We start from the raw sequence: 23,576 nt of genomic DNA, 5'->3' as shown, positions 1-23,576 counted from the left end.
TTTTTTTTTTCAAGCAGAAGACGGCATACGAGATTCGCCTTAGTCTCGTGGGCTCGGAGATGTGTATAAGAGACAGAGATATGGGAGACTCGCTTGCGGCAATTCAGGATTTAAGTTCAGCTATTAAATTAGATAATTCCTGGTCCTCTAACTTTATTTTAAGAGGCGATTTAAAGCGTTTGCTTAGCAAAGACCTGGATGGAGCTTTGAAAGATTATGAAGATGCTGTGACTAACGAAAACAACGATCCATACATTGCTCAAATTGGATTATATCATTATTTAGCAATCATTTATGACTTGAGAGGTGAATACGAAAAAGCAATAGAACTCATCAATGAAGATATTGCAATTCACCCTAAAATGGGACATCTTTACACTCAACGCGGGGAAGTAAAAGCTCGAATGAAAAAAATGGATGATGCTTGCAAAGACTGGAAACTAGCGAAAGTTTATGGAGATCCAAAGGTAGATGAACTATTACTATACAATTGTAAATAAACGCTATGAAAATCCGAATAAACCGTTTTCTGTTTTTACTCTGTGGGGGATTTCTTAACTTTTTTCTTTCAGCCCAGGAACTGCCTGAAAAACTTCGTTTGTACGAAAACCATAAGCTGATCAATGAAAACGACACCACTTGTACAGACATAAAAGGAGAATGGGAGGGAGAAGAAATCGTTTACGATCAAACCAGAAGTTTTGTTCGTTCCAAATTTTCCATCTCATTCGATTTAAAACAAGAGGGAAACAAAGTCCATGGAACCTCATTCTTTAAAAGCCTGCATAAAGGGAGTTATGGCGTAATGAAAATGAGAGGGATCATTATTGGCGATAAATTACATTTTGAAGAATATGAAGTCCTTGATGAAAAAATTTACGAAAAAAAAACTGTCTGGTGCTATATGTCAGGAGAAATGCAAGTAAAAACAATGCAAGATGGAAGTATCGAGTTGATTGGATTATCCTTGAATAACTATGATGTTCAATATTACCAGGAATGTACGGAAGGATTTTCTGAATTTTCTTTTCACAAATCGGGCATTAGATCCTTGAAAACCCCTTCCGAAAATATTCCGGAACAAAATGCCCCAACAGACTCTTTAGATACAAACACTTACGCATTTAATCCAGAAATCAGTATTTATCCGAATCCCATGATTCAATCAGCAGCGGTGACTTATTTCCTTCCTAAGGAAAGTGAAGTTCGTGTAGATATTTATAACCTGTCGGGAGCTCACATCCAAACAATTATAGAAACACAACAAAATAAAGGTCGAAATGAAATTAAATTCGACGCTTCTAAACTAGCTTCGGGTGTATATGTTTTGGTTATTCAGTCTGGAAACAACATTCATTCAAAGCAATTTATTAAACAGGAGTATTGAGGAAGCATCAAAATTACGGAAAGTGAGAAAATACCTGTCAAATTCGTGGGTATCCGCATCTCAACCCGAACAGAATTACTAATTCACCGTTTGCCAAAAAGCACCAAAGGATTAACCGTGGGTTGGTTAGAGGAAAAGGTCCTGGAAGCACTTAAATCACCCCAAACGAGTCTGCTTAGAACAATTGCATTTACGATATTCAGTGACATTCTCCATGAGAAAGACACCTACACGAATCCCGGAAAGGTTTTCCTATACGAGCTGTTAAAACACCAAAAATTGAAGCGGTTCAAGGTTGAAGAAAAAAACATTCCGCTTTCCTTCTCCAAACAGATTATAATCACTGCGAATGATCCTAATTACGATTCACAAAAAGAACGCCACATCTATGTGAATGAATCCAATCATCAATTTATAGCTATTATTGAGATTATCAGCAGTCAATTATACCGATTCCAGGATGCGGATTGAATTTTTATAGGCTCCTACTCCCCCAACTCTCCGCTTGTTCCCAATCGCTTTAAAATAACCGTCCGCAATCGTTCTTCGTGCTCATCTCCCCAGTTTCCAAGGGCAGCAATAACAGGAATGAGCGTTTTCCCGAAATCAGTCAGACTGTACTCTACTTTTGGCGGAACGACCGCATACACTTTCCGTACAACCAATTCGTGCTCTTCCAATTCTTTCAACTGGATATTTAAAACCCTACGGGAAGCATCCGGGATTTTTCGCTGCAATTCACTGGGGCGCTGATGTCCCTGATGGATAAACCACAGCAGGCGGATTTTCCATTTCCCGTAGAGAACTTCGCCGATCAAATCGAGTCCGCAATTTAAGTTCGGCAATATCTTTCTTTCGTACATTTTATAAAGTTACACCTATGTTCCAAAATGCACAATAGGGGAAAAATTTATCCCTATGCAATTCGTATTTCCGTACTTGCACAGCCGTTCCATAAGACTGAAATTTGCTCAAAAAACAAACAATGGATCAACATTTTAATTTCAACAACGAATTGTCCGGCAAAATTGCATTAGTAACAGGAGGTACAAAAGGGGCCGGAAGAGCAATTGCAGAAAGACTTTTACAAGCGGGTGCAACAGTAATCGTAACTGCACGAAACAAACCCGAAACAGAAAACACAAATCTGCATTTCATTTCCGCAGATCTAAGCAAGTCAGAAGGATCGCAAAAAGTAGTAAGTGAAGTTCTTTCGACTTATGGAAGGCTGGATATTTTGGTTAACAATCTCGGTTCCTCAGAAACACCTGCAGGTGGTTTTAGCACATTAACTGATCAGGATTGGGAAACAACCCTACAAGCCAATTTACTTGCTCCTGTTCGCCTGGACAGAGGATTTTTGCCACAAATGATCGAGCGAAAAAGCGGTGTTATTATTCATATCGCTTCTATTCAAGGCAAACTGCCACTATTTGAATCTACATTGCCTTATGCAACTGCAAAAGCAGGATTGATCAATTACAGTAAAAGCTTATCCAATGAAGTAACGCCAAAAGGTGTCCGCGTGCTGACCGTTTCACCGGGATGGATCAGGACGGAAAATGTGGAACGATGGCTGGGAACGATCGCTCAAAGTTCAAACATTTCTATGGAGGAGGCTCAACAAAGTGTTATGGATGCCCTGGGTGGAATACCATTCGGAAGACCGGCAGAGCCCGAAGAAGTAGCAGAATTAGTCGGCTTTTTGGTTTCACCGAGAGCAAACTACCTCACAGGAACCGAATTTGTAATCGATGGTGGTACGGTACCAACCATTTAATAACCTTTAAAATATAAAAAATGAACATACCGAAAGTAGTATCAGATTTAGTGAAAGCACAAAATGACTTTGACAGCGCAGCTTATGCCGCTTGTTTTTCAGAAACGGCCGTGGTTTTTGACGAAGGAAAAACACACAATGGAAGAAAAGAAATCGAAGAGTGGATTGCAGATGCCAATGAACGTTACAAAGCGACCATGAGTCCTCTCAGCTTTGACGCAGCGGAGAGTCTCTTAAAAGCAGAAGTTTCCGGAAATTTTCCGGGTAGTCCGCTGGTCTTGTCTTATCAACTGCTCATTCGGGACGGACAAATTTACTCCCTGAAAATTGTTTAATTGTCTAAAAACAAAAAGCCCCGATCCCGTACGTACGGGATCAGGGCTTTCCTATTTCTTAAAAATCGGTTTACAAAGTAACGAAGCGACTGAAAGTCTGCTTTGTTACTTCACCAACTTCATTTCGTTAATCAAATTCGTTGCGCCGTAGCACTTGTCGATCAACCACAAAGTGTAGCGAACATCCAATGAGATCGTACGCTGAATGTTTGGCTCGAAGTAGATGTCACCGGACATTGCTTCCCAGTTTCCATCAAATGCAGTACCGATCAATTCTCCGTTTGCATTGATTACCGGTGAACCTGAGTTACCACCTGTGATATCGTTGTTGGAAAGGAAGTTTACAGGCAATTTCCCGTTCACTCCGTACTGACCGTAGTCTTTTTTCTCCCACAATTCCTTGATGCGCGGATCAACCACGAATTCCGGGTTTGTAGGATCTTCTTTCTGCATCACTCCGTCCAATGTAGTGAAGTAGTCGTAATGAACTCCATCACGCGGATCGTAAGCCAATACATTTCCGTAAGTCAAACGCATGGTTGAGTTTGCATTCGGGTAGAACTTCTTGTTTGGCTGCATTTCACGCACTCCTTTTACAAACACACGGTTTGCAACAGCAAGTTTCGCATTAGCCGATTTCACAGCCTCCTGCGCCATTGCAGCCTGATATGCATTATCCAAATCCTTGATCAGGATAAACAATGGATCCTGGCTCATTTTTGTAGCATCGAAGTTCTTTACGAATTCTTCAAAACGCTCTTTCGAAGCGAATACCGAATTTGCTTTAACACGGCTCATAAATGCTGCAACGCCATCTTCACCAAGAGATTTCGTGATTCCAACCTGTTGATTCATAGGAACATCCCGGATGTACATTTTCAACACTTCCTCCAATGTTTCCAACTCGATATCCATGGAACGCTCAGCATAGATCTCCGCTGCAGTTTCTTGTGCTGCACCCAAAATCATATTGTAACGCTCCTCATTTCCTGCATTTTTAGCATCCAAAGCCAATTTGTACAAGTAAACAACGGAGTTGATATCTACCTGGCGAACGAATTCACTTTGGTATACTTTGATATAAATGATGTCATTTGTAGCCTTAAACGCAGCTTCAATATCAGAAAGCACATTGTTGTATTCTGCTTTACCGGCAGCAAACTTCGTGAACTCATCCTCTAATTTACGCTTCTTGTCAGCCACATTATTTGCTTTCAATTGCTTTGTCTGACCTATGAAGTATTTCCAGTAGTTTGCAACTTGCGCGTACTTGGATGAATAATGCAAACGAACCGCTACATCTTTATCCATGTATTTCTTCATGATTTCCAATTTCTTGGCACGGATATCAACGATTTTAGGCTGCTCCAAAGAAATCGCCTGATCTACACCATAAGAAGTCAAATACCGGTTTGTTCTTCCGGGGAATCCCATGATCATTGCATAATCTCCTTGTTTTACACCTTTCAAAGAAATAGGCAATGAATGTTTTGGCTTCAAAGGAACATTCGCATCGCTGAAATCAGCCGGTTTGTTATCTGATCCGGCATAAACACGGAACATCGAGAAATCTGCAGTATGACGAGGCCATTCCCAGTTGTCTGTATCTCCACCGAATTTTCCTGCAGATTGAGGAGGTGTTCCTACCAAACGTACATCTTTGAATGTTTCTTTTACGAACAAATAGAATTCATTTCCATCGTAGAAATCACGCACAAATGCTTCGTAATGTGTTCCCGCAACCGCATCTTTCACCAAGATATCCGTTACTTCTTTGATTTTTTTAGCTCGCTCTTCAGCGGTCATTTTCGGATTCAATTCTTTCGTAACCTGCGCTGTCACGTCTTCCATACGAATCATGAACGTAGCTGTCAATCCTTTTACCGCAATTTCTTCTTTGAAATTCTTTGCCCAGAAACCGTTATCCAGGTAGTTGTGCTCAGGAGTTGAAGCACCTGCAATTGCATCGTAACCACAGTGGTGGTTTGTCAGGATCAATCCCTGATTTGAAATAATTTCACCGGTACAAAAACCTCCGAAAGAGATAACCGCATCTTTCAAAGAAGATTTGTTGATGGAGTAAATTTGCTCCTGGGTCAATTTCAGACCATGTTTTTTCATGTCCTCATAGTTTCTTCCGATAAGGAAAGGAAGCCACATCCCCTCGTCTGCACGAGCTATGTTACCCAATGAGTAGGTCAATAAGACCAATGCCAATACTATTTTTTTCATTCTTTAGTTTAATTTAAAAGAGCGCTAAAGTTAACAACTTTTAAGAGGAATAATTGACCGTTTATGTATTTTAAGTTGATATTAGGATTTTAAGACTACAGGATATTAGGACAAAATTCATTTCTCTGTCCTAATATCTTAAAATCTTGAAGTCTTAAAATCTAAAAATTATTTCACCGTGATCTCATCCAGGAATAACCAGGTTTGGTTGCCTTTTCCTAAGTGCCAGTCCGGGCATGGACCGTAATTTTCTATACTGAAGCGGATAAACTTACAGGTTATCGGTGCGACTTCAAAGCCAATTTCGCCTACTTTCAGTCTATCTCCTTCTTTGACCTGGACACCGGGAACTTTCCCCAGTTTTTTATAGTTCACTCCGTCTGAAGAAACTTCGATACTTACACTTTTCGGAGGGAAGATCCAGGATCTTTGGTCTTGCAGGTAGGAAAATCCGACCATGGAAATTTCTCGTGTCTCATTCAACTCAATTGTTCCTTGTACGTTTTTCCCGAAAGTACCCTGCCATTCGGTCCCACGGTATTCATCCGTTCCTCGCTGGCCGTCTACCAAAGCCTGGTCACCGCCACCGGAATATTGATTGGCATATTCAGTAGCCAGCGCAATCTTCTTATCACGCACATACTTCGTGAAAACCGTCTTGATCACTTTACTTTCTGCACCGTCTTCCCGAACCACTTTTGCGTACACGGTTGTTGTTTCGTTCAGGTGGATATTCTTTCCGCCCTGTTTGTAGAAAGGCTGGTATTTCTCTCCGTCAAAGCTGTAGTACACTCTCCCTTTCTCAAAGAACAGCACATCGATTCCCAACTCCATAGTTGTTTCAAACATGGTTTGAGAAGTGGTGAAAAACGGTACCGGAACGAATGCCGGACTGATTTCGTGTCTCAGATCCAATTCGTAATTCGCAATTTGCCTGTTAGGTTTTGCTCCCATTGTAATTTCAAGCAATCCGCCTTCTTTGATCATTTGATGCGTAATGAACAGCTTTTCATATACTTTCCCGTTCCAGGAAATGGATTGCACATACTTATTTTCAGCCGAATTATTCAAAGTCCTGATCTCAAAAGCGATTTTCTCTCCCGGTATCGATACATAATCCATCATCGGGCGGCCAATTGCATAAGTGGGACTTCCCGGCGAAACCGGGTAAAAGCCCATTGCGCTCAGGACGTACCATGCCGACATCTGTCCACAGTCTTCATTTCCGGAGAGTCCATCCGGCTGATCGGTATAAAAAGTTTTCAGGATCGTGTCGACTAAAGCCTGTGTTTTCTCAGGAGCACCACAATAATTGTAAGTATAAGCCATGTGATGAGAGGGTTCATTTCCATGTGCATATTGCCCGATCAAACCTGTAATATCTGCCTGCTCGCGCCCCGACATGGAAGAAGACCCAAGGAACATGGTATCCAGGAAATTCTCCATTCCTTCGTTTCCGCCGTGCATATCGATCAAAGCCTGGATATGCTGCGGAGCAGCCAGGGAATACTGCCATCCGTTTGCTTCCGTAAAATGGTGGTTTACTTCGTTCGGTTTGAAGAACGGAAGGAAAATCCCATCTTTTCTTGGCTGGAAAAAGCGAGTTTCAGGATGCAAAAGATTCATCCAGTTTGCCGAACGCACTTGGTATTTCTTTGCAATATCAGTTTTTCCCAACTTTTCGGCAAATTTCGAAATACACCAGTCATCATAGGCATATTCCAGTGTTCTTGAAACAGATTCAGCCAGTGTATTTGCCGAAATGAAACCAATTTCTTCGTATTGTTTTTTTCCGAATTGATCTGCCGTACTGGATGCGATCATTGCTTCCAGCAATCCTTCCGGGTCTTCCAAAGGAATTCCTTTCAAATAGGCATCTGCAATCACCGAAACCGAATGGTAACCGATCATACAGTTCGTCTCATTATTCGACAATGTCCACACAGGAAGCAGACCTGTATTTTTATATTGTTGATAGAATGAACTCACGAAATCAGAAACTTTCTTAGGCTGGATAATCGTATACAAAGGATTTGCTCCGCGATAGGTATCCCACAAAGAAAATACCGAATACAAGGACTTATCGGATATCTGGATCTGGTCGTTGTAATCGCGGTATCTTCCGTCCACATCCGTCCAAAGTGAAGGATGAATAAACGTATGATAAAGTGCCGTGTAAAAATGTTTTAAAACATCTTCCTGAGCTGAATTCACCTGAATTTTTCCAAGCTCCTGCTCCCATGCTCCCGATGCTCTTGAACGGATGATATCAAAATCGTGATTACCGCTCAATAATTCCGATTTCAGGTTCGCAGCTGCTCCGGCTTCATCGGTTCCGGAAATTCCAACCCAAACCGAAATTTCTTTCGTACCTTCCGGGAATTCCATCACGAATAAATAATTCCCCTCTTCTTTATCTTCAATCCACTTTGTTTTGGTAAAAGGAATAGAAGTTTCCAAACTGAAAGCCAGGTGCTGATGCGGCGCCCATGCTTCGGAGACGCGTCTTCCTTCAACGGTTTTTGAGGATGTTTTTTTAGCAAAAACTTCCAATACACGGTCGCGGTATCCTAAATCTATGATAATATAGCGTTTCCCTTTCGGACTTGAGAATTGATAACGATGCACTCCACAGCGCAAAGTCGCTGTAAGGTCTGCAGTAATTCCGTTCTCCAATTCCACATGGTAATAACCCGGGAGTGCTTTCTCTTTTGAATGCTTGAATACAGAACCGAATCCACCGGCTTTTTTGTACCCGGGAACGGTATTTAATTTTCCTTGCTGCGGTACCAAAAGCACATCCGAATAATCGGGAATTCCTGTTCCGCTCAAATGTGTATGGCTAAATCCGTAAATTACCGAATCCGAATAGTGGTAGCCTCCGCAGCCATCCCAGCCTTCATAGCGTGTATCCGGCCCCACCTGCACCATTCCGAATGGAAGTACAGCTCCGGGAAAAGTATGCCCGTGTCCGCCGGTTCCTACAAACGGGTTCACGTATTGGTTCGGTTTTACAAGCGGTTTAGCGATTGTTTTATGTTGAACCCGCTCCCTTGCCGCATCAGAATTGTTTTTTAATTCCTGAATCTGGGCAGAAGCCGCAGAAGAACAGATCAACGCAATTGCCAGTATGCTATTTTTCATGCCATTACTTTTTAATCGCTTTCCAGAACATGGAAGCCGCCGTACCCAATACAGCCGCATTCATATCGTGAAGAGCAGAGTTTCGAATTTCAATATGTCCCTGGTAAATTTGAAGCAGGTTTTCTTCCATGTGTTTTTTGACCTTTTCGGAAAAATATGCCCCACTTTGTGCCAAACCTCCGAAAAGAATGTATGCTTTCGGGTTGGAGAAAGCCGCGAAATCAGCCAAGGCAATCCCCAGCATTTCAGCAGTATAATCTACGATCTCACATGCAAATTCATCTCCTGTATTAGCAGCCAGGAAGACATCCTTTGCCGAGATCTTTGAAAGTTTGTTCAAACTCGATTTTGCTTTATGAACACTGTCAAGCTCCTCAACACTTCTTACAACACCTGTACTTGATACGTAGGTTTCCAGACAACCTTTCCTTCCGCATCCGCATAAGCGCCCATTATGCACCACACGAATATGTCCGTACTCACCTGCAAATCCCTGTGAGCCGACAACCAGTTCTCCATTAATAAAAATTCCGGAACCAAGTCCGGTTCCCAGAGTAATCAAAACAAAATCATTCAGATCTTTTGCATTACCGAATAAATGTTCACCTATTGCAGCCGCATTTGCATCGTTGGCTAATAAGGTTGGTCTGTGAAAGCGCTGTTCAAATAATTCAGCTATTGGAATGACTCCTTTCCATTTCAGGTTCGGAGCAAATTCGATGTTCCCGGTAAAAGCATTTCCATTCGGAGCACCGACACCCAATCCCAATAAATTATCTAAAAATCCGTTTTTCTCAATATCCTTATATATCTTTTCAACTAAATCCTCCGGGATTAAATAATCAGTCGTAGTAATGGATTCTTCGAATAATACCTCCCCATTCCGATTCACCAAACCGTAGGCGGTATTGGTTCCACCGATATCTATGCCTAATGCAACATGTTCAATCATGCCGTAAAAATGGGATTTTTTTTTGAGAATTAACTTTTAGTAAACTGATTTAGTAGCCGGCTTCATTTTAATTTAACATTCCATTCTTTGAGAAAATCTGTCACAAAGTCGACCATGATCTGATGCCTTTCCAAGCCAATTTGCTGAGCAGTTTTGGTCCTCAACCGGTCTTTGATGAGTAATAATTTTTCATAAAAATGGTTCAGAGTATGTGATTCATCGGAAGAATAGGAATCAAAATCTACATGCAGCGACGGTCCCAAATCAGGTTCGTAAAAAGAACGGTTATTTTTTCCTCCGTAATGAAAAGCTCTTGCAATACCAATTGCTCCAATTGCATCCAACCTGTCGGCATCCCGAACAATATCCAACTCCAGGCTTCCCGATTCATCCTCCACTCCAGCCCCTTTGAAAGAAACTTTATCTACAATATCACATACACAGCTGATTAATTCTTCATCCGCATGCAATTTTGTCAGTAGTTCACGAGACACTCTTCCACAGTCATTTTTGATACCACCATTTAATTTGTGATCAGAAATATCATGAAGTAAAGCAGCCAATTGCACGACAAGCAAATTTCCACCTTCCCTGTTTTGAATGTATTCCGCAAGCTTTAACACACGTTCTATGTGATACCAGTCGTGATCGGCGCTTTCATTTCTAAATTTTTGTTCCACAACTGATTTAACTTCTTCGAACAAATTCGGATTATATTTCATGATGTTATGCTTGCCTAATTAATTAAAAATTCTAAATTGCAAAAAAATCTAAAATCTCTCTTATGAAAAAATTAATTCTACCTGTATTGGCAGTAATGGCTATGGGGACTGCATCCGCACAATTTAACCTGGGCATTTCTGCGGGTTATGGAATTGGTACTCCCGGGCAAGTTCTTGGAACGGAAAATGTTATTAACGGTTCTTCCATTGTTACAAGTTCAAAAAACATATATGGAACATTAGGAAATGGTGTTCATGTTAATTTAACTCCCGGATATATGTTAGGAGATCATTTTGGGCTTGAATTAGGCCTAAACGGATTTTTCGGTTCAAAAACAACTGTTTCCGAAATAGAGGGGCCTCTAGGCAAATCAACATATACTCAATCGTCCTCACAGTTCAGAATTACTCCGGCATTATTCATCCAATCAGGAGGAGAAAAAATATCTGTCTATGCGCGTGCAGGTTTACTTCTGCCTTTGTTAGGCTCAGTAAAAACCGATGTTTCCAGTAATCTCAATCCTTCGGCAGAAGTGGACAGAGAATCAAAAACTCAAGGAAAAGTAAGCCTGGGATATACTGGAGCGGTCGGATTGAATGTTCATTTCGGTAAAAAGTTTGGCATATTTGCTGAAGTCGGTGCCAATAGTTTACAAGTCAAATCAAAAACAACAAAAGTCACAAAGTATACTGTTGGAGGAGTTGACCAATTAGTGACAGAGTATAATAAAAAGGTGAATTATGTAGACGAAATAAACAGTTCTTCAAACACCGGGGCGAATGCTGATCCAAACAAACCTCAGGAACAGCTCCGACAAATCGCAAACTTCAGCAGTTTCTTCTTACAGGTAGGTATCAAGATTACATTCGGAGAAGATTAAATCCTGCAGATATTCAACTAATTATTGGTTAAGGGGTGCGGTAGAAATATCGTCCCCTTTTTTATTTGCAGTTTGGGAAGCTTTTACTATCTTTGCACCCTGTTTATTCGCTAAACAGAAGTTAATATTCATTTTAATCGAGGTTTCGTACCTCAAACAATTAACATTATGGCAACACGTATTCGTTTGCAAAGACACGGTAAAAAAGGAAAAGCGATTTTCCACGTAGTAGTAGCTGATTCCCGCGCTAAGCGTGATGGTAAGTTCATCGAGAAATTGGGAGTTTACAATCCGAACACAAACCCTGCTACAATTGACATCAATTTCGAATCAACTTTGAAATGGGTTGGTACAGGAGCTGAAATGTCTGACACTGCTCGTGCAATTCTTTCTTACAAAGGAGTATTGTACAAAAACCACCTTTTGAAAGGTGTAACTAAAGGAGCTTTAACTGCTGAGCAGGTAGAAACTAAGTTTGCTGCTTGGGAAGCTGAGAAAGCTGCTAAAATCCAGGGTAAAATTGAGGGTCTTGGAAAAGATGCTGTAGCTGATAAAGCTGCACGTTTGAAAGCTGAAGCTGAAGCAAATGAGGCTAAAGCAAAAGCTATTGAAGCTAAAAACACGCCAGCTGTTGAAGAAGTTGAAGCTCCTGCAGAGGAAGCTGAAGCATCAACAGAAGCTGCTGCTGCTGAAGAAACAACTGAGGCTCCTGCAGAGGATGCTCCGGCTGCTGAAGAAGGAGAAGCTGAGGCTTAATTCATTAAAGTTGATCCATGCAACATTCTGATTGCTTTCAACTTGGTTATATTGCGAAACTTCACGGATACAAAGGTGAAGTTTCGCTTTTTTTGGACGTAACCAACCCGGAAGATTACAAAACACTCGACGCATTCTTCATCGACATTAACGGCCAGTTAACTCCTTTCTTTGTCCAGTCTTTTCAATTAAAGAACAAAGGATTTGCTTCCGTTAAACTGGAAGGTGTTGATTCTGAAAATGACGCAAAGATTATCCTGCGGAAGAGCTGTTACCTTCCTTTGTCTGTTCTCCCGGAACTAGACGACAAACACTTTTACGATCACGAGATCATTGGTTTTAAATTAATCGATACACGCTACGGAGAAACAGGAATTATCGAACAGGTCGTCGACAACAGCGTAAATCCGTTGATTGTGGTCTTGAACGGTGAAAAAGAAATTCTGATCCCTTTTATCGACGGTCTTATCCAAAAAGTCGATCGCGAATCCAAAACATTGCACGTCACTTCACCTGAAGGGCTGATTGAAATGTACATGGGTGAATAATGAGTGTTTTTCAATTCAGGCACTTCCGGATACAGCAAAAACACGCCGCATTAAAAGTAGGTACCGATTCGATGGTATTAGGCTCTCTTTGTCATTGGGAAAGCCCTAAACGCTTATTGGATATCGGAACCGGAACGGGTGTTTTAGCACTGATGTGTGCCCAGCGTTTTGATTTCAAGGAAATTATCGGACTGGAAATTTCAGAACAGGCAGTTTTAGATGCTCAAACAAATGCACAACATAATCCTTTTCCTTCTCAAATTTCGATCTTAAATCAGGCAATCCAGGAGTACTTTCCCGAAGAACAATTCGATGCGATAATCAGCAATCCGCCGTTCTTTGAGAACAGCCAGAAAAATCCGGATGAGCACAAATCATTAGCCCGTCATACCGAAAGTCTTTCATTTTCAGAACTGATTCAATCCATTGCACGATTGTTAAGTCCGGAAGGAAAAGCATGGCTTATTGTTCCGTTTGAAACCACGAAAAATCTCATTACACTTGCCGGTAAAAGTGGTCTGTATGCATCCGATTTGGTAGAAATCTTCGGAAAACCGGGAAAACTAACACGTGCGGTTCTTGCATTCGAAAAACAACCAGTAACAACTAAATTGTATTCCTTGTGTATCCGCACTGAAACCGGTTCCTACTCGGAAGCTTATAAAGTCCTTACCAAAGAATTTCACGACAGGGAACTTTAGCTCGTTTGTAAATCAAACATTATCACTTATATTTGTCTCAAATGAAATCGTTGAACAGCATATTGCGTCTTCCGTTTTTCAGCACGTATTATTACCGAGTAATACCTGCTCGGAAAGACTATGCATATACTTCAAGTGAATCGAATAAGTAATTAACAGTATCTCATAATCAGTAAGCCCGGGCAATTTGTCCGGGCTTTTTTATTTTCAAAAAAATGGAAACAACAACAATTCATGTGTTAAAACAGAAAGTGGAGATCATTCTCCCTGTAAATGGTTTGGAGGAAAAGCTTCTTCAGGCCCAAAAAGAAAATCGGAAACTGATCATCAAGCTCGGCTTCGACCCAACAGCACCGGATTTGCATCTTGGACACGCCGTCGTGCTCAAAAAACTAAAGCAATTCCAGGATGCCGGACACCAAATTACGATTGTCGTAGGAAGTTTCACTGCGCGTATCGGTGATCCAACAGGCAAGAATAAAAGCAGGCAGCCTTTGAGTACGGAAGCCGTGCAACACAATGCGGAAACGTACCTGAACCAGTTGTCTAAGCTCATTAACGTTTCAAAAGCAACCATCGTTTTCAATTCCGACTGGCTGGACGGCCTCTCTACTTCTGAGATTATTCAGCTCTTATCGCGCGTCACTATTGCCCAGCTGATGCACCGAAATGATTTTAATCAGCGCTTCAACAACAATACTCCTATTGCCATGCATGAACTGGTTTACCCAATTCTTCAAGGGTTTGATTCGATGAAGATCCGTGCAGATATTGAAATGGGCGGAACCGATCAATTGTTCAACTGTACGATGGGAAGGCAATTACAGGAAAGTTTCGGGATGAATCCACAGGTTGTTTTGTGTATGCCTTTATTGAAAGGGCTGGACGGAAAGGAAAAGATGAGCAAATCGCTCAATAATTTCATAGGATTGACAGAAGAACCGAATGACATGTTTGGTAAAACGATGTCTATCCCGGATAGTTTGATCCCTGAATTCCTGGAGTTGGCAAGTGATTTTTCAGCCGAAGAAAAACTTCACCTGAATGAATTATTGAATAATGGTGAAAACCCGATGAACTTGAAAAAGATTCTTGCTAAAAATATTGTTAAGCAGTTTCATCATGAAGCAGCAGCACTGAAAGCTGAAGCTTTTTTCTCGAACCAATTCCAAAACAAAACGTTCGATAAGAAAGTCTTTGAACCGGTTTCACTGAATGCTATCAAGTCAGTTAACGGATCTATTTCGATTCTTGAGCTATGTTTTCAACTGAAGAACAGTTTATCGAAATCTGCAATTCGGAAACTGATAGAAAGTGGTGCTGTTCTCGTAAACAATAAAAAAATCGTTGATTCTCAACTGATGATCAAGCTGAAGAAAGAAACGCGCATTAAAGTCGGGAAAAGGGATTTCTTCGAATTGAAATAAAATACCTGCAAATAAAAAATACCTGCGAGACACAGAGTGTCTTGCAGGTATTCTATTAATATCTATCGTGTTAGATCAGGCCAATGATTTCTTCCTGTATCTCCACTCCCTGGTGCTCATTATACCAGTTTTGCAAACGAATCTTCACTTCATCAAAAGGAACTTCATTCTCATGCATTTCTTTGTAAAGTAATTGACATTCCACCGGACGAGGTCCCCAGCTTGCCAAATCTTCTCCTTTATCGTTCTTAATAATCAACTTCGGAATGGCTTTTCCTCCATTTGTCAGGTAATCATTAATTCGGAAAGGTTCTGAATCCCGGAGCTCATAATCAACATGGATCAGCGGATTTAATTCTGCCACCATATGAATAAACGGAACAATGTGGGAAGCATCACCACACCAGGGTTCGGTAATAACAATCCACTCCTGCTTTTCAGTAATTGATTGGATTTTTTCTTTTATATGCGGCAGGATTTCTCCCTTTTTCAGCCAGCGGTTCATACGTGACCAATTGAGTTTTGTGTAATTGAAATAATCTTCGTTATCGTAAGGTGCCTGACGATCTGACGTATTTAAGATTTGTTCGAATTGTTGAATGTAAGCCTGAAAGTTCATGTCAGTAAATTTGATGTCTCAAAGTTAGTGGCAATTCGGTTGAAGCTGACACAAAAAATGATAAATTAACGGAGCGCTTTAACAAATAGCATTTCAATCTATACACCACTGAGATGTGCTGTTTTAAAATTACCTAGCCCTATTTTTGTTGAAAGATGGCAGAATTACCAAACCATACGAATCTATTAGAACTTCAAGAATAAAGTATCACTGTTCGCAATTTAGCGAACAAGCGAATTTTCGAATTCTGAAAATTAACTCCCTATATCCGGCTTTACATCGTAGATGAGTTCTGAAATGTTCTCCTCTTTGAAATATGTCTGCGCTATTTCATGCAATTCCTCGCTGGTAAGCTTATCAATACTTGCATACATTTCACCGATCGTATCAATTTGATTGAACAGCAGCATCGATTTTCCCAATCCCTGCATCAAACCCAAATTAGAATCCAAAGACAAGGCAATATGCCCTTTTAACTGCTCTTTAGCCTGCTGCAATTGCTTAGCTGTCAAAGGAACCTCCCGGAGTTTCTTCAATTCGGCATAAATGATCTTCATCGTTTTTGCCAAATACTTCTGGTCGGTTCCGAAGTAAATTGACCAATATCCCAAATCAGGGAAAGGGGAATATTGCGCTTCAATATTGTAAGTGTAGCCGTATTTCTCACGAACAGAAAGGATCAGGCGGGAATTCATGGCCGGACCACCAAGAACATTCGTCAGCAAAGTCATTCCTCTTCGATGCTCGCTGTTGTATCCCGGAGCAATTCCGCCGATGATGGCATGTGCCTGGTAATTTCCTTCTTCGACCCGTTTCTTAACCGGAACATAATTTTCAAAAGCTCTGGGAATTGCTTTTGTTTTACCGGAAGGCATAGCGTGAAAGTGTTTTTCCAGGCATTTCACCAGTGTGTTCAATGGAATATCGCCCACAAAAGAGATCACCGCATTTTCGGTAAAAAAGAACTTATCTACGTATTGCTTGAGTGACTCTCTTCCGAAGGACTGCACGGATTCTGGTGTGCCCAGGATATTATTTCCCAGCGGATGGTTTGGAAAGATCAATGCTTCATAATCATCGAAAATCTTGTCGCTTGGATTGTCAAGGTAAGAGTTCAATTCATCCAAAACGATTTCCTTCTCCTTTTGGATTTCCTTCTCCGGAAAATTGCTGTTAATGGCAATATCTGACAATAATTCTGCTGCACGGTTCAGATGCGTTTTAACAAAAGATGCGTACAGGCAGATTTCTTCTTTAGTTGTATAGGCATTCAATTCGCCTCCAACCGAATCCAGCCGGGAGAGGATATGAAAAGCCTTCCGTTTTCCGGTTCCTTTGAAAATACTGTGTTCCAGGAAATGGGCCAGACCCACTTCGTGATCTTCTTCAAACCTGGAACCGGCAAGAACGGTAACCCCCAAATGAGCAACCGGTGAACCTGCGTGCAGATAAACCAATCGAAGCCCGTTTGAAAGCGTATAAATATGGGGTAATAATTCTATCATTCGTTATGGATTCTTGCGATACAACTCCCAAGAATTATCCGGTTTCAAATTAAAAACAATGCGATCATGCAAACGGGAAGGCCTGCCCTGCCAGAATTCAACATTGACCGGCCGGATAAGATAACCGCCCCAATGCTCCGGTCTCGGTACAAAATCCGGGAATTTCTCCGCATATTCAGCCACTCTCACCTCCAATTCATCCCTTGATCCCAGTAATTCACTTTGGTGAGAAGCCCAGGCCCCCAGCTTACTTCCTCGCGGACGCGACTCAAAATAAGCATCGCTCATTTCGGCAGGAACTTTCTCCGCGATGCCGGTAATGCTGATCTGCCTTTCCATTTCAGGCCAGTAAAGCAACGCATGCATGTGCGGATTGGCAGCTATAGCCTTTCCTTTATCACTCGAATAATTGGTGTAGAAAACAATTCCTTCTTCAAGGAGTTCTTTCCAATAAACTACACGGGATCGTGGAAACCCGTTCAATCCTATAGTTGAAACGATCATTGCATTGGATTCTGTTGCGGGCTTCTCAACAGCTTCCCGGAGCCACCTGGCAAGAAGTGCAAAAGGTTCATCACCAAAATGATCTTCCAGTTTTCCTTTATCAAATTGATGATGGTCGTTTCGAATTACCTTGAGGAAATCATCCATTTTTTATTCTTCTTCTCCGAATTGATCGTCAATTACAGAATCTTCGTCATCTTCGAATTCATCTACATCCGACCCCGGAGCTGAAAATACAGTCTTAGTTCCCATAGCATGCTCGGCAACTTCAGCTTTTACCTGCTTTTCGAAGTCAGCAGCTACGCGGTCTTCCTGCTCGTCACCAAAAGGAAACACATCAACGATCGGCGAAACAGTAATAGACGGGATCATGTAATCGATCATCATTCCACCCAAACTTTCTTTTAAGCGCTCGTAAGCATCTTTCACAGAATGAGCCGTCACAATAAAGTTCTGCGACACCTTTTTCGCTTTAGCACCTTCTTCTCCGCCATCACCTCCGGCTTCGTAAGTAATCTTGCATTTGTACCAAACATCCGCATCCTCATAATGAAAAATATCGTGAAAATCTGTTCTGGTCATTCCCGTTACCATAAACTCACCGCGGATCAGGCTTCCAAGTTCTTCATAGATACGTGCTTCCGCATCCGTGAAAGTCATTGCAGCCACCAAATATGGTTCTGAAACACGCTTGAAAGTACCGTCTTCCAGCTGCTTTGTATATTTAACCTTTACGGTAAACCAACTATTCATTCAATCAAAATTTTAGAAAAACAAAAATACGACTAATTCAAAATGAAAAATGCAAAATTCAAAAGTTATAACGTTAAAAAACAGAATTGTGGCTTCGACTCTGATCAGCCACCTTTAAGAGAGCTTAATCAACTGAAAAAAAGAATAAAGAAAACTGAATGCTTACGCAGAAGCTACAGCAAAGGCGCAGCGGAGTCGAAGTTTAATCCCGGTAGATCTGTCCGTTGTATAAAACGATCACTGCACGGTTCTTCATTTGCACCATAACGCCGTGACCATTGATCAGGAAATCAGTGTCATTGATAGAAGTAACTTCTTTGTAGACACCAGCCACAGAGGCTCCTACTCCTCCCATTAAAGTCCTGAATGCCACCACATCATTTTTCATCTGCCATTCTTTTACGACGAAATTCGCCAGGTTTTTCTTTTCACCTTTATAATATTGATAAGTTGTATTTGCATCTCCCCAAACCACCAGATCGTCCTTAGCATCCCAGAATTGCGCGAAAGAACTCAGTGTTTCGTACTTTCCTTTTCCGTAATACTTCAAATTTCCCTGCAAATCTTCATAAGCGAGGAATCCTCTTCCGGCCTTTACCTTTGGGACTCTGAATTCTTCTACATCGAAAAATTCACCATCCTGGAAAACCGCGAAGGTCCGTGTTTGTGGATCGTTAAAGCCCAGTATATCTGTTCCTGCAAAAAACTCGAAGTCCGTCCCGTTATAGGTACCGATATCGTAAATCTGTCCACGGTAAAAAACCTTAAAAATATCCCCGTTGTCTTTAAAAACCACCAAATTATCACCCTGGACCACCGGGGCAGGAAGTTCCATTGTACTCTGCACCAGTGTGGAAATTTTTCCCTGGTAAACCACATTCAAAGCATTATAACGTGTATCCTGGAAGGTGATCAAAGAATCCGTAACCCAGTAATCAGCGCCGAAAGAAGTCAGGTTGTGAGGCTTGCCATTTTCATAATAATAAAGCAGCTGACCGATATTCCACGCTGCCATATGGTCAGAGATCTTGAAAGTAGCCGGTTGATTGGTCATTACGCGTGAAAATGTCCCGTCGTAAATCTTAAAGTCGCGCTGGTTGTTGTAGTAGGCAATCACTTCATCGCCATAAGCAATATTTGTAACCGCCTGGTGATCGACCTGGTTGAAATACCCGTCTTTAAACGAATGAAAAAAGTTATTGTAATCCATGTAGGCAAATACCGTCTGTTTCTGAGCGAAAAGACCGGTTGAAAGAAGCACAAAGCCGAAAGTCAATAATTTCATAGTCCCGAATATAACAAAAACCATTCCTAATTGCGAATTACGAATGCCGAATTCCTAATTATTCAGGACATCTTCAACGTATTCATCATCCCCTAATTCCTGATAATCTTTGGAATGACAAACGGACGTTCCAAAAAAGTTTTCAAACAATTCGGAATTCGTAATTGGGAATTCGTAATTGACTAAAGCCGTTCGTCCGCTTTTCTGTCCGAAATTCATCGAAATAGTTGTAAAGCAATTTTTGTTGTTATTTTCGTGCAAACAAGTCGAAAAATTCAACATGAAAAAAAGTCTTTTTACAGCATTGTTGCTTTCGTCTTCGATCACCGGATTCTCACAAGAGAAGGTAAAATACATCGAATACGATCTGGCAAACGGAATGCATGTTATTTTACACGAGGAGCACGCTACTCCAATTGTAGCGGTTTCTGTGATGTACCACGTAGGTTCTAAAAACGAAAATCCGTCCAGAACGGGATTTGCTCACTTTTTTGAACATTTACTATTTGAAGGTTCTACGAATATCAAAAGAGGAGAATACTCCGAATTGGTTGAAAAGAACGGCGGAGCATTGAATGCAAATACCAGCCAGGACAGAACATACTATTATGAAATCCTTCCTTCCAATCAGTTGGAATTGGGTTTATGGCTGGAAAGCGAGCGTTTATTGCACGCGAAAGTCGACCAAACCGGTGTTGAGACACAGCGCGAAGTTGTAAAAGAAGAAAAAAGACAGCGTGTAGACAACCAGCCTTACGCTACATTTATGGAGAATCTCTTCAAAATGGCTTACAAAAACCATCCTTACCGCTGGGTACCGATCGGAAGCATGGAGGATTTAAATGCGGCTCAGGAAATTGATTATGTGAATTTCTACCACACATTCTATGTTCCATCCAACGCAATCCTTTCCATCGCCGGAGATATCAACATCGAGCAAACTAAAAAGTGGATCGATAAATATTTTGCATCTGTTCCAAAAGGACAGGCAATCAACTTATTCCGCGATTTTGAGAACCTGGGTGAAGGGGAATTCAAAACAAAATACGGAGTTGAGAAGATGGCTTTCGATGCAAAAAACTTCAACAACCCAACGGATGCGAAAGCAAAAGAATTGCTGAAAAAATATACGGCAATGCCCTGCGACATCCCGAAACCAAATCCTGCGTTTGAGCCTATCTCAGGCGTTCAAAGAGAAACTGTTTACGACAATATCCAGCTTCCGGCGGTATTCATGGGGTACAAATTCCCGAAAGAAACGGATAAGGATTTTGCAGCCATTGAAATGCTGAACGCAGTTTTATCCGGAAGTAACTCTTCCCGTATGAATAAAAACATCGTTGAGAAAAAACAACAGGCAGTTGCTGCATTCTCTTTCGCATTCAATATGGAAGATCCGGGATTGGGGATTGTTGCTGCAATTGCTGCTAACGGAACAAAAGTAGAAGATTTGGAAAAATCATTGGATGAAGAAATTAAATCCATCCAGGACAACCTGATCTCCGAAGAAGAATTCCAGGCAGTGCGCAACCAGTTCGAGAATCAGATCGTAAGTTCTAACTCAACTGTAGCTGGTATCGCAGAGAATTTGGCACAAAACAAAATGTATTTCGGAAGCACGGAATTGATCAATAAGCAAATGGATATTTACATGAGCATTACTCGTGAAGATATTCAGCGCGTTGCTAAAAAATATTTGACTCAAGACAACCGTATCATCCTTCATTATTTACCAAAGGCAAACTAACAGAATAGTCATGAAAAAGTTAATTACACTGGTTGCTTTAACAGCATTTACAGGGGTTTACGGACAACAAATTGATCGTTCTGTAAGACCTGCTGCAGCTGCGGCGCCAACTATCAATATTAAAAACTCAGAAGTTTTCAAACTGAGTAACGGTATTACCGTAATCCTTTCTGAAAACCACAAATTACCGCGTGTTTCTTTCTCGCTTACAATGGGAGCTTCCCCGATGATCGAAGGTTCTAAAGCAGGAACTAACAACATGATGGGGCAATTATTGACTTCGGGAACAACCAAGCGTTCGAAAGACGTATTGGATAAAGAAGTTGACAATATGGGAGCTGACTTAAGTGCAGACGGACATTCCGTTTACTTCTCATGTTTGACAAAACACATGGAAACAGGATTGGACATCATGCAGGATGTGACCATGAATGCTGCTTTCCCTCAAAGTGAATTCGAGCGTATCAAGAAACAAAACGAATCCGGGTTGTTATCTGCGAAATCAGATCCGAACACCATGGCTTCGAACGCAGAATCAAAGATCGATTTCCCGAACCACCCGCTTGGTGAAGTTATGGACGAAGCTTCTTTGGCTGCAATCACTTTGGATGATGTAAAAAACAACTACAAACAAGTATTTACACCGAACGGAGCATATTTGGTAATTGTAGGTGACATCACGAAAGAGAATGCTATGAAAATGGCTGAGAAGTATTTCGGAGCATGGAAAGGCGGACAAGCTTACAAGGAAGATTTCGGAACCGGGTTGAAAGCAAAAGGAAACCGCGTAATCTTCGTAAACAAACCGGGAGCTGTACAATCCGTGATCTCTATCACCTTCCCTATCGAAATGAAACCGGGAGCTAACGATCAAATTGCTTTGAACGTTATGAACAGCATTTTAGGTGGTGGTTCATTCGGAGCACGTATCATGCAGAATTTACGTGAAAACAAAGCTTATACTTACGGTGCTTACTCTTCCTTTGAAGTAACCAGAAACGGAAGCTGGTTCGGAACATCCGGAAGCTTCAGAAATGAAGTGACTGATTCTGCAATCACCGAATTATTGGCTGAGATCCGAAAAATCAGCGACAGCTATGTGACTGATGACGAATTAAACCTGGCAAAATCAGCAATGGCAGGAAGCTTTGCACGTTCATTGGAAAGACCTCAAACAGTTGCACGTTTTGCATTGAATATCATCCGTGACAATCTTCCGGCTGATTACTACCAAACTTATTTGAAGCGCCTGGATGCAATTACCAAAGACGATGTATTGACAGTAGCACAGAAATACTTCAAAAACGGATTCAATATTGTAGTTGTAGGTAACGAAGATATTTTGCCAAAGTTGAAAGCTTTTGATACGGATGGTGTGATCGAGAAACTGGATCCGTTCGGAAATCCTGTAAAGGAAATGAAGAAAGCAGACATCACTGCCGATCAATTGATTGAACGCTATATCAATACCGTTACTAAAACTGCGAACGCGAAAGAGCTGGCTAAGAAAATGAAGAAAGTGAAGTCTGTAGTTAAGAAAATAGAACTTTCTTCTCCTCAGATTCCGGTAGTTATCACTATGACTGATGCTTTTGTTGCTCCGAACAAGGAAGCAATGAAAATTGAAGCACAGGGAATGGTTTTCCAAAGTTCTTATTACGACGGAACAAAAGGTTCTGAAATGAATATGCAAACCGGAAAAGAAGCCATGTCTGCAGAAGATATTGCTGCGAAAAAGAAAGGTGAAGGCTTATTCCCTGAATCCACTTACAAGACTTCAGGAATGAAATACGAAATCAAAGGTATCGAGACCATTGCAGGAAAAGACTATTACGTGTTGATGACAAACGATGGTCAAAAAGAGTCTTACGACTACTTTGATGCTGCAACAAACCTGAAATTCAAAACAGTTTCAATTACTAAAGAAGGTGAGGAAACCATGGAAGCTACAACGATGTATGATGATTACAAAGAAGTGAACGGGTTCCTTTTTGCTCACAAACTGAATCAGGTAATGGGTGAAATGACACTTTCAGGAACTGTAAAAACAATTGAATTCAACGGAGAAGTTGATAAAGCATTGTTTGAGTAAGCATTATTCGATTTGAATGGAGATCCCGTCTTGGCTGAGCTGAGGCGGGATTTTTTTTGACCGCAAAGCGCACCAGGTGCACTAAGAATAATGATAGGATTAGGTCTGCGCCTTCGGGCACGGTTCTTTTCACTTCCCGCAGATCTAGCAGATTATTCATTGTACTATTTATTATCTGCGCCTTCGGCACAGCTTTTTTTGTTAGA

Annotated in this window: 22 protein-coding genes; 11 read left to right on the top strand and 11 right to left on the bottom strand. The window is 41.2% G+C overall.

All coding sequences use genetic code 11. The features are described 5' to 3' along the window. The first annotated feature begins 505 nt into the window (after nucleotides 1–505). Entirely contained in the window at nucleotides 506–1,387 is an 882-nt protein-coding gene (locus QZT69_RS15605; protein WP_294677071.1) for a T9SS type A sorting domain-containing protein, read from the top strand. A gap of 45 nt (nucleotides 1,388–1,432) precedes the next feature. Beyond that, the gene (locus QZT69_RS15600; RefSeq protein ID WP_294677070.1) at nucleotides 1,433–1,858 is read left to right on the top strand and encodes a hypothetical protein; all 426 of its coding nucleotides are present in this window, start codon (nucleotides 1,433–1,435) and stop codon (nucleotides 1,856–1,858) included. Between the two features lie 14 nt (nucleotides 1,859–1,872). Here QZT69_RS15600 and QZT69_RS15595 read toward each other — a convergent pair whose 3' ends face one another. Further along, complete coding sequence (locus QZT69_RS15595) at nucleotides 1,873–2,250, bottom strand: helix-turn-helix domain-containing protein (protein ID WP_294677069.1); 378 nt, start codon at nucleotides 2,248–2,250, stop codon at nucleotides 1,873–1,875. Nucleotides 2,251–2,372: 122 nt separating this feature from the next. Between QZT69_RS15595 and QZT69_RS15590 the strand changes: the two genes are divergently transcribed. Both QZT69_RS15590 and QZT69_RS15585 read left to right on the top strand, forming a co-directional pair. Beyond that, nucleotides 2,373–3,167: an SDR family oxidoreductase gene (locus QZT69_RS15590; RefSeq protein WP_294677068.1), complete on the top strand. Its 795-nt coding sequence runs from the start codon at nucleotides 2,373–2,375 to the stop codon at nucleotides 3,165–3,167. Between the two features lie 20 nt (nucleotides 3,168–3,187). Next, nucleotides 3,188–3,502 carry a nuclear transport factor 2 family protein gene (locus QZT69_RS15585; protein WP_294677067.1) on the top strand — a complete coding sequence of 105 codons (315 nt, stop codon included), beginning with the start codon at nucleotides 3,188–3,190 and terminating at the stop codon, nucleotides 3,500–3,502. A gap of 105 nt (nucleotides 3,503–3,607) precedes the next feature. Here QZT69_RS15585 and QZT69_RS15580 read toward each other — a convergent pair whose 3' ends face one another. From QZT69_RS15580 to QZT69_RS15565, 4 genes are all read right to left on the bottom strand, one after another. Next, on the bottom strand, nucleotides 3,608–5,734 hold the full coding sequence (locus QZT69_RS15580; protein ID WP_294677066.1) for a S46 family peptidase: 2,127 nt from the start codon (nucleotides 5,732–5,734) through the stop codon (nucleotides 3,608–3,610). 168 nt (nucleotides 5,735–5,902) lie between these two features. Continuing rightward, a complete protein-coding gene (locus QZT69_RS15575; protein ID WP_294677065.1) occupies nucleotides 5,903–8,878 on the bottom strand; it encodes a GH92 family glycosyl hydrolase in 2,976 nt (991 codons plus the stop codon). Nucleotides 8,879–8,882: 4 nt separating this feature from the next. Then, nucleotides 8,883–9,830: an ROK family protein gene (locus QZT69_RS15570; protein ID WP_294677064.1), complete on the bottom strand. Its 948-nt coding sequence runs from the start codon at nucleotides 9,828–9,830 to the stop codon at nucleotides 8,883–8,885. Between the two features lie 62 nt (nucleotides 9,831–9,892). Then, a complete protein-coding gene (locus tag QZT69_RS15565) occupies nucleotides 9,893–10,552 on the bottom strand; it encodes an HD domain-containing protein (protein ID WP_294677063.1) in 660 nt (219 codons plus the stop codon). A 62-nt stretch (nucleotides 10,553–10,614) separates the two neighbouring features. Between QZT69_RS15565 and QZT69_RS15560 the strand changes: the two genes are divergently transcribed. The 5 genes from QZT69_RS15560 to tyrS all read left to right on the top strand — a co-directional run bounded on the left by QZT69_RS15560 (nucleotide 10,615) and on the right by tyrS (nucleotide 14,865). Further along, nucleotides 10,615–11,433 carry an outer membrane beta-barrel protein gene (locus QZT69_RS15560; RefSeq protein ID WP_294677062.1) on the top strand — a complete coding sequence of 273 codons (819 nt, stop codon included), beginning with the start codon at nucleotides 10,615–10,617 and terminating at the stop codon, nucleotides 11,431–11,433. 168 nt (nucleotides 11,434–11,601) lie between these two features. Beyond that, the gene (locus QZT69_RS15555; RefSeq protein WP_294677061.1) at nucleotides 11,602–12,189 is read left to right on the top strand and encodes a 30S ribosomal protein S16; all 588 of its coding nucleotides are present in this window, start codon (nucleotides 11,602–11,604) and stop codon (nucleotides 12,187–12,189) included. A 17-nt stretch (nucleotides 12,190–12,206) separates the two neighbouring features. Beyond that, nucleotides 12,207–12,737 (top strand): ribosome maturation factor RimM, encoded by a 531-nt coding sequence (gene rimM / locus QZT69_RS15550; RefSeq protein WP_294677060.1) that lies wholly within the window; start codon nucleotides 12,207–12,209, stop codon nucleotides 12,735–12,737. Further along, nucleotides 12,737–13,438: a methyltransferase gene (locus QZT69_RS15545; protein WP_294677059.1), complete on the top strand. Its 702-nt coding sequence runs from the start codon at nucleotides 12,737–12,739 to the stop codon at nucleotides 13,436–13,438. The genes rimM and QZT69_RS15545 overlap by 1 nt, the downstream gene beginning before the upstream one ends. Before the next feature lie 215 nt (nucleotides 13,439–13,653). Continuing rightward, complete coding sequence (gene tyrS / locus QZT69_RS15540) at nucleotides 13,654–14,865, top strand: tyrosine--tRNA ligase (protein WP_294677058.1); 1,212 nt, start codon at nucleotides 13,654–13,656, stop codon at nucleotides 14,863–14,865. 70 nt (nucleotides 14,866–14,935) lie between these two features. Here the strand turns inward: tyrS and QZT69_RS15535 are convergent, their stop codons facing one another. The 6 genes from QZT69_RS15535 to QZT69_RS15510 form a co-directional block, all read right to left on the bottom strand. Continuing rightward, nucleotides 14,936–15,484, bottom strand: a complete 549-nt coding sequence (locus QZT69_RS15535; RefSeq protein ID WP_294677057.1) for a thioredoxin family protein — start codon at nucleotides 15,482–15,484, stop codon at nucleotides 14,936–14,938. 254 nt (nucleotides 15,485–15,738) lie between these two features. Further along, entirely contained in the window at nucleotides 15,739–16,989 is a 1,251-nt protein-coding gene (locus QZT69_RS15530) for a pitrilysin family protein (protein ID WP_294677056.1), read from the bottom strand. A gap of 3 nt (nucleotides 16,990–16,992) precedes the next feature. Next, nucleotides 16,993–17,640, bottom strand: a complete 648-nt coding sequence (gene pdxH / locus QZT69_RS15525; RefSeq protein ID WP_294677055.1) for a pyridoxamine 5'-phosphate oxidase — start codon at nucleotides 17,638–17,640, stop codon at nucleotides 16,993–16,995. 3 nt (nucleotides 17,641–17,643) lie between these two features. Then, the gene (locus QZT69_RS15520) at nucleotides 17,644–18,246 is read right to left on the bottom strand and encodes a DUF4494 domain-containing protein (protein ID WP_294677054.1); all 603 of its coding nucleotides are present in this window, start codon (nucleotides 18,244–18,246) and stop codon (nucleotides 17,644–17,646) included. Nucleotides 18,247–18,448: 202 nt separating this feature from the next. Next, nucleotides 18,449–19,531, bottom strand: coding sequence for a hypothetical protein (locus QZT69_RS15515; RefSeq protein ID WP_294677053.1), 1,083 nt, complete (start codon nucleotides 19,529–19,531; stop codon nucleotides 18,449–18,451). A 54-nt stretch (nucleotides 19,532–19,585) separates the two neighbouring features. Further along, nucleotides 19,586–19,750: a hypothetical protein gene (locus QZT69_RS15510; protein ID WP_294677052.1), complete on the bottom strand. Its 165-nt coding sequence runs from the start codon at nucleotides 19,748–19,750 to the stop codon at nucleotides 19,586–19,588. 61 nt (nucleotides 19,751–19,811) lie between these two features. Here QZT69_RS15510 and QZT69_RS15505 point away from each other — a divergent pair, with 61 nt between their 5' ends. Both QZT69_RS15505 and QZT69_RS15500 read left to right on the top strand, forming a co-directional pair. Next, the gene (locus QZT69_RS15505; RefSeq protein WP_294677051.1) at nucleotides 19,812–21,278 is read left to right on the top strand and encodes a pitrilysin family protein; all 1,467 of its coding nucleotides are present in this window, start codon (nucleotides 19,812–19,814) and stop codon (nucleotides 21,276–21,278) included. A 10-nt stretch (nucleotides 21,279–21,288) separates the two neighbouring features. Then, a complete protein-coding gene (locus tag QZT69_RS15500; protein WP_294677050.1) occupies nucleotides 21,289–23,370 on the top strand; it encodes an insulinase family protein in 2,082 nt (693 codons plus the stop codon). Nucleotides 23,371–23,576 lie beyond the last annotated feature (206 nt).

Source organism: uncultured Fluviicola sp. (assembly GCF_902168135.1).
GTDB lineage: Bacteria > Bacteroidota > Bacteroidia > Flavobacteriales_D > Crocinitomicaceae > Fluviicola.
The sequence above is the reverse complement of the archived record's forward strand: the minus strand, read 5'-3'. Positions and strand labels throughout refer to the sequence as shown.

Bases quoted from the DNA above. Each gene is read 5' to 3' on its own strand.
- rimM (WP_294677060.1), top strand. From the start codon at position 12,207: ATGCAACATTCTGATTGCTTTCAACTTGGTTATATTGCGAAACTTCAC.
- QZT69_RS15565 (WP_294677063.1), bottom strand. From the start codon at position 10,552: ATGAAATATAATCCGAATTTGTTCGAAGAAGTTAAATCAGTTGTGGAA.
- QZT69_RS15520 (WP_294677054.1), bottom strand. From the start codon at position 18,246: ATGAATAGTTGGTTTACCGTAAAGGTTAAATATACAAAGCAGCTGGAA.
- QZT69_RS15605 (WP_294677071.1), top strand. From the start codon at position 506: ATGAAAATCCGAATAAACCGTTTTCTGTTTTTACTCTGTGGGGGATTT.
- QZT69_RS15545 (WP_294677059.1), top strand. From the start codon at position 12,737: ATGAGTGTTTTTCAATTCAGGCACTTCCGGATACAGCAAAAACACGCC.
- QZT69_RS15500 (WP_294677050.1), top strand. From the start codon at position 21,289: ATGAAAAAGTTAATTACACTGGTTGCTTTAACAGCATTTACAGGGGTT.
- tyrS (WP_294677058.1), top strand. From the start codon at position 13,654: ATGGAAACAACAACAATTCATGTGTTAAAACAGAAAGTGGAGATCATT.
- pdxH (WP_294677055.1), bottom strand. From the start codon at position 17,640: ATGGATGATTTCCTCAAGGTAATTCGAAACGACCATCATCAATTTGAT.
- QZT69_RS15590 (WP_294677068.1), top strand. From the start codon at position 2,373: ATGGATCAACATTTTAATTTCAACAACGAATTGTCCGGCAAAATTGCA.
- QZT69_RS15515 (WP_294677053.1), bottom strand. From the start codon at position 19,531: ATGAAATTATTGACTTTCGGCTTTGTGCTTCTTTCAACCGGTCTTTTC.
- QZT69_RS15585 (WP_294677067.1), top strand. From the start codon at position 3,188: ATGAACATACCGAAAGTAGTATCAGATTTAGTGAAAGCACAAAATGAC.
- QZT69_RS15570 (WP_294677064.1), bottom strand. From the start codon at position 9,830: ATGATTGAACATGTTGCATTAGGCATAGATATCGGTGGAACCAATACC.
- QZT69_RS15580 (WP_294677066.1), bottom strand. From the start codon at position 5,734: ATGAAAAAAATAGTATTGGCATTGGTCTTATTGACCTACTCATTGGGT.
- QZT69_RS15555 (WP_294677061.1), top strand. From the start codon at position 11,602: ATGGCAACACGTATTCGTTTGCAAAGACACGGTAAAAAAGGAAAAGCG.
- QZT69_RS15505 (WP_294677051.1), top strand. From the start codon at position 19,812: ATGAAAAAAAGTCTTTTTACAGCATTGTTGCTTTCGTCTTCGATCACC.
- QZT69_RS15530 (WP_294677056.1), bottom strand. From the start codon at position 16,989: ATGATAGAATTATTACCCCATATTTATACGCTTTCAAACGGGCTTCGA.
- QZT69_RS15595 (WP_294677069.1), bottom strand. From the start codon at position 2,250: ATGTACGAAAGAAAGATATTGCCGAACTTAAATTGCGGACTCGATTTG.
- QZT69_RS15575 (WP_294677065.1), bottom strand. From the start codon at position 8,878: ATGAAAAATAGCATACTGGCAATTGCGTTGATCTGTTCTTCTGCGGCT.
- QZT69_RS15535 (WP_294677057.1), bottom strand. From the start codon at position 15,484: ATGAACTTTCAGGCTTACATTCAACAATTCGAACAAATCTTAAATACG.
- QZT69_RS15560 (WP_294677062.1), top strand. From the start codon at position 10,615: ATGAAAAAATTAATTCTACCTGTATTGGCAGTAATGGCTATGGGGACT.
- QZT69_RS15510 (WP_294677052.1), bottom strand. From the start codon at position 19,750: ATGAATTTCGGACAGAAAAGCGGACGAACGGCTTTAGTCAATTACGAA.